Source organism: Rhizobium sp. RAF56 (assembly GCF_052113965.1).
Taxonomy (GTDB): domain Bacteria; phylum Pseudomonadota; class Alphaproteobacteria; order Rhizobiales; family Rhizobiaceae; genus Rhizobium.
On the sequence record NZ_JBFRDU010000074.1, the window covers coordinates 1 to 9,212 of the forward strand.

Consider the following 9,212-nt stretch of genomic DNA (forward strand, 5'->3'; position numbering starts at 1 on the left):
CATTCACAAAAACAGGCAAAATGCCCGGCATAACGCCCGCAAAAACGCCGCCCTTTTGCCAAATAACCATAACGCGGGGTGGAGCAGCCCGGTAGCTCGTCAGGCTCATAACCTGAAGGCCGCAGGTTCAAATCCTGCCCCCGCAACCACTGAAACTTGCAAATTAGCCCACTCGGGATATTTGCTCTTCAGCTCCTCCGCGTAAGCGTCGAGGAGCTTTTGTTTTTTGGCCTCTGTGTCGATCTCGCCGGACGCAATCTTTGCCAGCAGATCGTTCTGTGCTGCAGCGATGAACTCCTGCTCCAGTCGCTCGATGACTTCCATCGACGCCATGATGCTGGCGATGTCGCCGTGGACCTGCAGGCTTGCCGGCTGGTGGCCGGGCGTCTTGCCGATCACCACTTTCTGGATGAGATCCCGGACAATCGGCATGAGGCGCTGTTTGGCCTGCTCGTCGGCATTGTTGCGGGCAAGGAAGATCAGCTTGCGAATGCTCAACTCGACATTGGCGGGATTGAATTGCTCCTTCACCTTGGCAATCTTCGCCTGAAAATCTTCCGTCGGCTCGTCGAGTGCGGTGAGATTGCCGGCCAGCTTCAGGCGCGTCTCTTCCAGTTCGTCCAGTTGATCATCGAGGGCGGCGAGACGAGGACGACCTTCGGCGGCCCGGTCACTGATCTGCTGGATGATGCTGTTCTGGCGCTGGGTAGTCGCCTTCAGCTCGGCTGAAAGCTCGGCCCGCCGGGAAGGGGAGCGCTTCAGCACTGAGACCTCATGCGCGATCATCGTCGCGGAAACCCTGTCGAAAATCTCCATCGAGTAAAAGGCGGCGGGAATGCAGTTCAGTACGCGCTCTTCGAGTTCGTGGCGCGTGATCGTCTTGCTGTTGCCGCAGCAGGCGCCGTCGAGTTCCTCGATCGGTAGGCGCTTCTTGCGGTTGGTGCAGCTATAACGATCTTTGCCGGAGATCGCATAAGGCCCACCGCACTCAGCGCATTCAAGCATACGGCTTAAAAGGTATTCCGGGCGCTGCGTGGCATTGAGGCGGTTGGTGCTGGCGTCTCCATAGAGTACGCCGATCTCGGCATCGCGGGCGCGGACGCGAGCCCAGAGCTCGTCACTGACAATGCGCATTGACGGCACGTCCGCTGAGACCCATTCGCTCGCATCATTCATGCGCGCGGTCCGCTTCTCAGTCTGCGGGTTCTTGCGGTACTGCCGCTTGTTCCAGACGATGCGACCGATGTAGCTTTCGTTGTTAAGAATGCCGGTCCCGATGCTCTTGTGGCCGCGAATTGCGGTGTCCCGCCAGGCCTTACCTTTGTGGCCGGCTACACCTTCCTTATTGAGGATATGGGCGATATCGCGAGGAGAAGTTCCGTCGGCATACATCTTGAAGATCCGCCGGACGATCTCGGCCTCGGCCGGATTGACGTCGCGCAGGCCCTTGATCCGGTCGCCGTTGGCGTCGCGCTGCTGTGACAGTGCATAGCCGTAGGCAAGGCAGGTTGCCGCCTTCCCTTGGCGTACTGCCGTCTTCATGCCTTCGCGTGTGCGATAGCGGATCTGCTCGACGAGTTCCTGGCTGAGGATAGCGCGCAGCGCCATCTCCATGTCCTGCACGGCCGTTCCGGCATGGACGGTCCAGAGAGTCGGTGTCGCGATATCGGAGTTCCTTGAGGATTTTTGAGCTATGCTCGACGTCGCGCGAGAGACGGTCGACGGTGACGCAGAGAACAACATCGATCCGCTCGCGCCTCACATGCGACAGGAGCTTCTGGATGCCGGGACGCGACGTGAAGTTCATGCCGCTGACTGCCGAGTCGAAATAGGTCCCGACCAGTGTCCAGCCTCTCTGCTCAACAAATGCCTTGCCGAGTTCGACCTGTGTCTCGATCGAGACCTCATTCTGGCGGTCCGTCGAATAGCGCGCATAAAACAATACTTTGGTCATGAAATAGCTCCTCCAGAAGCAATCGGGGCCGATCCTAGCCGGTCGGTTGTAAACAGTTTCTAACAGCCAACTTTCAATCTGTGAGCCCATGGGGAAATAATTTCCGCGCCAGGAGAGGGGATACGTTGCCGTCGCGGCGCCGACTATAGAGCGCGACGTGACATCAGAGAGCGACGAGACATCGTCGCGACCGGGCGCAACATGCGCGGAAGTCGCGGGACGCCGTTCAGCAAAATGAATTCCCGCTTTCGTAGAAAAGGCAGTCGCGTCGCTCGGCCGACTGGCGCCGTCGACGATGGCGACGCCGACCGTATCAATCATGAGCCGTTTCTGCGTCTTGTAGAGCCAGTCCGGCAGGATGATCGCGGCCGCCATCATCTTCAGCTTCAGCTCTTCCAAGCGACTAGTATCGCCATAGGAGGCGAGTGACCGCTTCAGGTCGAGGATTGAGGCCGCGTGCCTTCCCCGGTTCACGATGATCAGGTCGGGAGTGTAGCTGCCTTTCGCTGGCGCTTCGCAATCGAGCCGGACACCTTCAAGGCTGCTCCAGTCGTTCCCGGCCACTGCCTCAATCGCAGCCTTCACCAGCGGCAACTTGATCGACTGCCTCAGGACAACGAGATCAGGATTGGCCTTCGACAGGCGTTCGACCGCCTGCTCCAATAGCTTGCCTTCCCGGAATGAAACCGCCCGCACCAGTGAGGCGACGTTGACGTAGTGTCCGAGGATTTCGTCTTCGACCGGTTCGCCGTCGGCAATGGCAGCGATCGCCTTCTCGATCAGCGTGTCAAAGTCAGCCTCGACGTCTGGGTAACGGACGAGATGCGTATGACGGCGCAGTACCGGCGGTTCCAACCGGGCGACAGACGGCGCCTCGAAACGGCGAGGCTGCGTTGCAGCGACGGAGGCGCGCTCGGCGGCAGCACCACCAACGGAGTGGAGAACTTCCCCAATGGGGGCGGAGTTGTGTAGTCTGGTCATAGCCCGATTCCTTCTTGTCAAGGCGTGAGGGTCAGGCCCCTGGTAGCGTTGGCGCGCTGCCTGGGGCCGCTAGCTTCGGTTCCGAAGCCTCCCTTTCCTGGCAGGACCGGCACCGGATCTCAAGGATTTCGATCGCTTCAAAGAGAACAGGTCCGGAACACGGTTAACGCGGGGCTCACGTGCCGTGTGCCGTGATGGCGATGGCGAAGTCCGGAAGGGACCGACCAGATTTCCTTGTGCGCATTCGATTTTGCGGCCAAAACGGGACAACGTACACGGCGGGTCAGACGGCAACGGTCGCCGGCGTCGGCACGCTGACCATCGGCGCCGACGGCAGCTACACCTTCGTGCCAGTCGCCAATTACAACGGCCCAGGTCCGGTTGCGACCTACACCGTATCGGACGGTAATGTTGGGGGCACCGATACCGCCGTGCTGACGATCACGGTCACGCCGGTGAACGATCCTCCGGTGGACGGCGACGAGACCAACTCCGTCACCGAAGACACGACGCTTAGCGTTCCTGCCGCCAGCGGCCTTCTCGCCAATACCACTGATATCGACGGCGGCACGCCTGTTGTCAGCGCCTTTACGATCGCCGGCCAGGCCGGTCCTTTCGCGGTCGGCACCGGCTACCTGATCTCAGGTGTCGGCACGATCACCATCGACGCCGACGGCAGCTACTCCTTCGTCCCAGCGCCCGACTACACCGGCCCGATCCCAGTCATCACCTACACGGTCTCGGACGGTGCCGGCGGCACCGACACCTCGACGCTGACCTTGACCATGGTGCCGGTCAACGACCCGCCGGTGGATGGCGACGAGTCCAACAACGTCACCGAGGACACCACGCTCAGCGTTCCGGCCGCGACCGGCCTTCTCGCCAACGCCACCGATGTCGACGGCGGTCCGTTGAGCGTCAGCGGCTTTACGGTGGCCGGCCAGGCCGGACCGTTTACGCTTGGCAGCGGCTACCTGATCTCAGGCGTTGGCACGATCACCGTCAATGCCGACGGCAGCTATTCCTTCGCACCGGTCGCCGACTATGCCGGCCCGATCCCTATCGTCACCTACACCGTTTCGGACGGCAATGGCGGCACTGATACCTCGACGCTGACGCTGACGATGATACCGGTCAACGATCCCCCGGTTGCCACCGACGATACTGCGACGACGCCGGAGGACACCACGCTCGAGGGCAACGTGCTGGCCAACGATACGGACATCGATGGCGGGGCGCTGTCGGTGACGCAATTCGTGGTGGACGGGACAACGTACACGGCGGGTCAGACGGCGACGATTGCCGGCGTCGGGGCACTCACGATCGGCGCCGACGGCGACGCAACCTTCGTACCGGCCGCCAACTACAGCGGCCCGGTTCCAATCGCGACCTACACCATCTCGGACGGCAATGGCGGCACCGATACCGCCACCCTTACCATCACGGTCACGCCGGTGAACGATGCGCCGGTCGCCATTGACGATGCGGGGACGACCCTTGAGGACACGCAGCTCAACGGCAATGTACTTACCAACGATACGGATATCGATGGCGGCGCACTGTCCGTGACGCAGTTCGTGGTTGGCGGCACGACCTATACGGCGGGCCAGACGGCGACGGTCGCAGGTGTCGGGACACTGACCGTCAACGCGGATGGCGGATACATTTTTGTTCCAGCCGCCGATTACAACGGTCCGGTTCCGGTTGCCACCTACACCGTCTCGGACGGCAATGGCGGCACCGATACCGCCACCCTCACCATCACGGTCACGCCCGTCAACGATCCACCGGTCGCCAGCGACGATACCGGGACAACCCCGGAGGACACGACGCTTAACGGCAATGTGCTGACCAACGATACGGATATCGATGGCGGCGCGCTGTCGGTAACGCAGTTCGTGGTTGGCGGCACGACCTATACGGCGGGCCAGACCGCGACGGTCACGGGCGTCGGGACACTCACCATCGGCGCCGACGGCAGCTACACCTTCGTGCCGGTCGCCGATTACAACGGCCCAGGTCCGGTTGTGACCTACACCGTCTCGGACGGTGCCGGCGGTACCGATACCGCCGTGCTCACCATCACTGTCACGCCCGTCAACGATCCGCCGGTCGCTACAGACGATGCCGGGACGACGCCGGAGGACACGACGCTCAACGGCAATGTGCTGACCAACGATACGGACATCGATGGCGGCGCGCTGTCGGTGGCGCAGTTCGTGGTCGGCGGAACGACCTATACGGCGGGCCAAACGGCAGTCGTTGCCGGTGTCGGCGCGCTCACCATACGCACGGACGGAAGCTATACATTCGTGCCGTTCCTCAACTATAACGGCCCTGGACCCGTTGCGACCTATACCGTCTCGGACGGTCATGGCGGCGCCGATACCGCCGTGCTCACCCTTACAGTGACGCCGGTGAACGATCCGCCCGGCCCGGACCCAAATCGCGGCACCATCGGCCCCCAGAACAGCGTTGACAGCACGCGCGTGGCGCCCGTCCTCGCATCAGAATCTTTCTTCGACCCTGACGGCGACGTGCTGATCTATTCCGCGCGCGGCTTGCCGCCGGGCCTGTCCATCAATCCGGCGACGGGCCTAATCAGTGGGACACTTACCCACGATGCCAGCCAGAACAGCCCATACCTTGTTGCGGTCACCGCCACCGATCCGTCTGGGGCGTCGGGGACGGAGAGATTCATCTGGACCGTTAGAAACCCGCTGCCGATCGCAGTGAACGATACCGCGAGCGTCCCCGAAGACACCGTGCTCGCCGGTACTGTCATCACCAATGATAGTGACCCCGACGGCGACGCCATCAGGGTGACGCAATTCGCGATCGGCGGCACGGTCTACAATGCGGGGCAGACCGCGACGCTGGCCGGGATTGGCTCCCTGGTGATCAGCACCGACGGTAGCTACAGGTTCACACCAGCGTTGAACTACAACGGCGCGGTCCCGGTCGCCACCTATACGCTTTCGGATAGCGACGGCGGAACGACCACAGCGACGCTCACCATTACGGTCACGCCGGTCAACGACCCGCCAATCATCGTCGACGACCACGCCAACGGAGCCGAGGACACGACCGTCACCGGCAACGTGCTGGGCAATGACAGCGATCCGGATAGTGATCCGCTGACCGTCACCGGCTTCAGCGTCGATGGCGATCCGACAAACTATCTCCCTGGCGAGACCGCGACAATTCCGGGCGTCGGTACCATCTCATTGGGATCGAACGGCGATTTCATCTTCATACCCGCACCCAATTTCGACGGACCTGTCCCGAACATCCTTTATACCGCTTCGGATGGTCATGGAGGCACTGGCCAGGCCACCCTCACGATCACGATCACGCCTGCCGACGATTTCGTGCCGACACCTTACGACAACCAACCTGACCTGCCGGCCGGCCTGGATTTTCTATACAATCCTGACAACGTGGACGGTGCCGTGGTGGCGACTGTCCGGGGTGTGGATAGCCTGAACGACCTCGCCGATCTTTCCGAGCGGCCGATCGATGCCACGATCAACAATCATCACGCGCCGATAAGGGTCTCTTTCGAGTCCTTCCTCGGCGGGTCCTCGACCATTGTCATCGAACAACCTGCGGGCAGTGAAGAGAGGGTTCAGGTCGAAGCGATCAAGCATGCGGGGATCCTCTACCTGCAGATCATCGACGAGACACAAGGCGGCCAGGAAAGCACCATCTTGAGCTATCGGCTGCGGGCGGCGGATGGCTCGCCGGCCGCCGCGTGGCTGAGGCAAGTCGGACCCATGACCTATTCGGGCTATCCTGACGCGCAAACTCGCACGGTCGATCTCATCCTGTCGATCGTGCAGCGCGATGGGCGGGTGTCAGACTATAAATTGCAGTTGGACACTGTCAGCGGGCATCTATCTCAGCCGCCTGCGCCGGAAGATCACGGTTCGGGAGGCAGATTGGCACCGATGTTCTCCGAGCAGATGAATAGGAGCTTGATGAGCCAAAATACGCTTGAGAGGGCGTTGGGCTTTCGATGATACTCCGCTGTCGGCCCAAACGACTCTCATTTAAAGTACGCGGAAGCTTTGCGCCTCCATGCTGTCGCACGGATCGCGGCAGACGGCCGCGCGGAAGCAGACATTGTGTGTGGCATCCTGTCTCGCCGAGCTGTCGCTAGCGCAATCAGGCGCGGCTCGATCCGCACATCGCTTTGGCCATCGCCAACTGGCGCGAGCCGCAGCGGGCGGCCATGGCTCAGCGGTCCAGCCAGGCGGCGAGGCCGTCCAGCGTCTGAAGCCCGTATTCCACCGCGCCGAAGCCGATGACCACCTGACGCCGCTTGGCGCTGGGGTGGAGCTGGCGCAAGGTCAATACCGTCTTGCCGTCGGCCTGCTCATCGAAGGTCACTGTGGTGCGGAAACGGTCGGGGTCGTCGGGATCGGGTGTGCCATAGTCCATGACGATCCGCTCGTTCGGCACGATCTCCAGAAAGCGCATGAGGTTCGGGAAGCGCTGCTCCTGGCCCTCGAACACGCCCACCATGTCGAACCGCCAGGTTCCGCCCTCGCGGATATCGGCCTCGTGGCTCTCGATATTAAGGCCGGCCGGACCGTACCATGCCGCTAACGCCAGAGGGTCCATCCAGGCGGCAAACACCTTGTCGCGCGGGTGATTGAGCAGCTTGACCAGCACGATTTCGCGGTCGAGCGACCATGTCTCAAACAGGTTTGCCATGCCCTTCATCATCCTCTTCCGTTTTATCCAAGTAGGCTTCGAGCCGATCCAACCGCTCGCCCCAGCGCCGGCGCTCGGCTTCCATCCAGTCCGCCGCCTCGTCGAAGCGCGCCTGCACCAGCCGGCACCAGCGGCTGCGCCCGCGCTTCTCGCTGACGATCAGGCCGCAAGTTTCCAGCACCCTAAGATGTTGCGCGAAGGAGGGGAGCGCCATCTCGAAGGGCTCGGCCAGGGCGCTGACCGGCAATTCACCCTCGACCAGCCGCGACACCACAGCGCGGCGGGTGGGGTCGCTGAGAGCGTGAAAGGCGAGGTCGAGCGGAGTCGAATGGTAGGGCATGCACTTGACTAGAATGGTCGAGTGCGCCGGTCAAGGATAAAAAGGTACTTGCCTTAGTGTCCAGCTTGGATATAAAGGCAAGTACCTTAATGTCAGACCCTGAAATATTTGGTCGGTTGTGATGCAACCACCCGCAAGGAGAAGCCCGATGGCAGTTCGTGTCGATCTCATTATCTCGCTCGATGGTTTCGCGACAACGACGGACCAGACGCCTGAAGCCCCGTTCGGCGAGGACTGGCCGCGTCTCGTCAGCGCATATGCGGCAACACGAACGTTCCGTGAGCGCGTGTTAAAGGATACCACGGGAGCAGGGACCACGGGTGTCGACGACGAATACGCGAAGGAATACTTCGCGAATGTGGGTGCCGAGATCATGGGCGCTGGCATGTTCGGTCTCCACAACTTTCCGGATGATCCGAACTGGCGAGGCTGGTGGGGCGACGAGCCGCCGTTCCGGGTTCCGGTCTTCGTCCTCACCCGCACCCCACGACCCTCCATAGAGATGACCGGGGGCACCACTTTCCACTTCCTCAACACCACCCCGGTTGATGCGCTAGAGCAGGCTGTTAGCGCCGCAAACGGCAAGGATGTGAGGATAGGCGGTGGTGCTACCGTCGTTCGCGACTATCTCAAGGCTGGCCTTGTCGACCGCCTTCATGTTGCGATCACGCCGATATTGCTCGGGCGCGGCATCCGCCTGTGGGACGATCTGCGCGGCTTGGAAACTGACTACACAGTCAAAGCGGAAACGGCACCGAGTGGCACCATCCACCTAACCTTCCAACGCTAGCCGCTAAGCCTGTGACCTGGGGCGATCAAGGACCGTGGTCAATTATCCCGGACTCTCGAGTTGCCAGTGACGGTGGCGAAGCAGAAGCGCCTGTTAAGGCTGACTGACGATCGTTGCGGCAGTTTGTTCTGTAGTTTTTCCTTGCTAACGCCACGGCTGACGAACGTCAGAGATGCGACGCCTTCAGCGTCTAAGGCTGCCGGCGGCGGCAAGCATCTCCGCCGCATTTGGAAAATGGAGAGGCTGTTCGGCCCGTCGGGCGCTTCAATTTGCACCCAGCTTGCGTCAGGGCAAGCCCTGGAAAGGAGAATGGAATGTAGAACCTGAAACCTTTCGAAGTCATCCAGAGGGTTCGACCCCCTCCCGGTAAAGGCGCAGTCCGCCAGCCGGAAGCGAGTCTTGCATGGGCGACGGCAACGTCGTTCGTG

6 protein-coding genes, 1 tRNA gene and 1 pseudogene are annotated in these 9,212 nt (G+C 61.6%); 4 read left to right on the top strand and 4 right to left on the bottom strand.

The annotated features are described in order from the left end of the window. Positions 1–72 precede the first annotated feature (72 nt). Positions 73–149, top strand: a tRNA-Met gene (locus AB4048_RS28105). Positions 150–351: 202 nt separating this feature from the next. Beyond that, complete coding sequence (locus tag AB4048_RS28110) at positions 352–729, top strand: hypothetical protein (RefSeq protein WP_442205246.1); 378 nt, start codon at positions 352–354, stop codon at positions 727–729. A gap of 420 nt (positions 730–1,149) precedes the next feature. Here the strand turns inward: AB4048_RS28110 and AB4048_RS28115 are convergent. After that, positions 1,150–1,392: pseudogene (locus AB4048_RS28115) on the bottom strand (recombinase family protein); the annotation flags it as partial. Beyond that, complete coding sequence (locus AB4048_RS28120; protein WP_442205247.1) at positions 1,343–2,809, bottom strand: recombinase family protein; 1,467 nt, start codon at positions 2,807–2,809, stop codon at positions 1,343–1,345. The pseudogene AB4048_RS28115 and the gene AB4048_RS28120, both read right to left, overlap by 50 nt. 362 nt (positions 2,810–3,171) lie before the next feature. Here AB4048_RS28120 and AB4048_RS28125 point away from each other — a divergent pair, with 362 nt between their 5' ends. Next, a complete protein-coding gene (locus AB4048_RS28125) occupies positions 3,172–6,957 on the top strand; it encodes an Ig-like domain-containing protein (RefSeq protein ID WP_442205248.1) in 3,786 nt (1,261 codons plus the stop codon). A 217-nt stretch (positions 6,958–7,174) separates the two neighbouring features. Here the strand turns inward: AB4048_RS28125 and AB4048_RS28130 are convergent, their stop codons facing one another. Further along, the gene (locus AB4048_RS28130; protein WP_442205249.1) at positions 7,175–7,663 is read right to left on the bottom strand and encodes an SRPBCC family protein; all 489 of its coding nucleotides are present in this window, start codon (positions 7,661–7,663) and stop codon (positions 7,175–7,177) included. Continuing rightward, positions 7,638–7,994: an ArsR/SmtB family transcription factor gene (locus AB4048_RS28135; RefSeq protein WP_442205250.1), complete on the bottom strand. Its 357-nt coding sequence runs from the start codon at positions 7,992–7,994 to the stop codon at positions 7,638–7,640. The genes AB4048_RS28130 and AB4048_RS28135 overlap by 26 nt, the downstream gene beginning before the upstream one ends. 148 nt (positions 7,995–8,142) lie before the next feature. On the opposite strand from AB4048_RS28135, the gene AB4048_RS28140 reads away from it, so the two are divergent. Next, entirely contained in the window at positions 8,143–8,784 is a 642-nt protein-coding gene (locus AB4048_RS28140; protein ID WP_442205251.1) for a dihydrofolate reductase family protein, read from the top strand. Positions 8,785–9,212: the final 428 nt, after the last annotated feature.

Coding starts and splice junctions, on each gene's coding strand:
- AB4048_RS28130 (WP_442205249.1), bottom strand. CDS start 7,663: ATGAAGGGCATGGCAAACCTGTTTGAGACATGGTCGCTCGACCGCGAA.
- AB4048_RS28140 (WP_442205251.1), top strand. CDS start 8,143: ATGGCAGTTCGTGTCGATCTCATTATCTCGCTCGATGGTTTCGCGACA.
- AB4048_RS28135 (WP_442205250.1), bottom strand. CDS start 7,994: ATGCCCTACCATTCGACTCCGCTCGACCTCGCCTTTCACGCTCTCAGC.